The 761-nt window shown below is 68.3% G+C and carries 1 protein-coding gene; it reads right to left on the bottom strand.

Going from position 1 to position 761, the window contains the following annotated elements:
- The coding region (locus tag Q4I23_RS32905; protein WP_498529033.1) for a single-stranded DNA-binding protein at positions 1–380 on the bottom strand (380 nt) is incomplete at its 3' end.
- Positions 381–761 lie beyond the last annotated feature (381 nt).

The following is a 761-nucleotide window of genomic DNA, read 5'->3' on the forward strand; positions in this document are numbered from 1 at the left end:
CCACCGCCACCACCGCCGCCACTCGACTCGTAGCCACCGCCGTAACCGCCGCCGCCTCCACCGCCTTCGCCTTCACGGCCGCCGGTGAAGTCGATCTCGTTGACACGCACCGACAGGCCGGCACCGCGGGTGCCGTCGCGCTTTTCAAACTCGCGGATCGTCACCTCGCCGGAGATGACCACGGCCTTGCCCTTGGTCAGGTGCGGCGCCAGAGCCTCCGCACGGCGACCCCAGATGGAGCAGTCCACCCACTGGGTGGTCTTGCGGTCACCGAACCCGACGTCGTTGGCGACGCGGAAACCCAGGACCTTTTCACCGCTCTGCGTGGAGCGAAGCTCGCCATCCGCGCCGAGGCGCCCCGTAAACGTCCATACATTCATCGCATGTGTCTCCTAGCGCGGGTTCCCGGTATCCCATCCGACCCGTTCGGGCGCCCGGCGGAAGGGCGTCCGGATACCGGGGGTGTCTGTTCGCAGGGCCGGTTTGATCCGTGGTCCGGTCCATGCCCGCCCCGCCTCGCTTCACAAAGCACGGGGGACAGGCACGGGTCAACCGCCGCCGCCAGAGCGCCTTGCCCCTTCCGCCCGGATCAACCCGCCCGGCCCGCACGAAAGAGAACACTCCATGAACAAACATCTGTCTCTTATACACATCTCCGAGCCCACGAGACTATAACAGCTATCTCGTATGCCGTCTTCGGCTTGAAAAGGGGGGGGGGGGGGGGGGGGGGGGGGGGGGGGGGGGGGGGGGGGGGGGGGGGG

This window comes from Azospirillum sp. UFLA03-27, assembly GCF_059803775.1.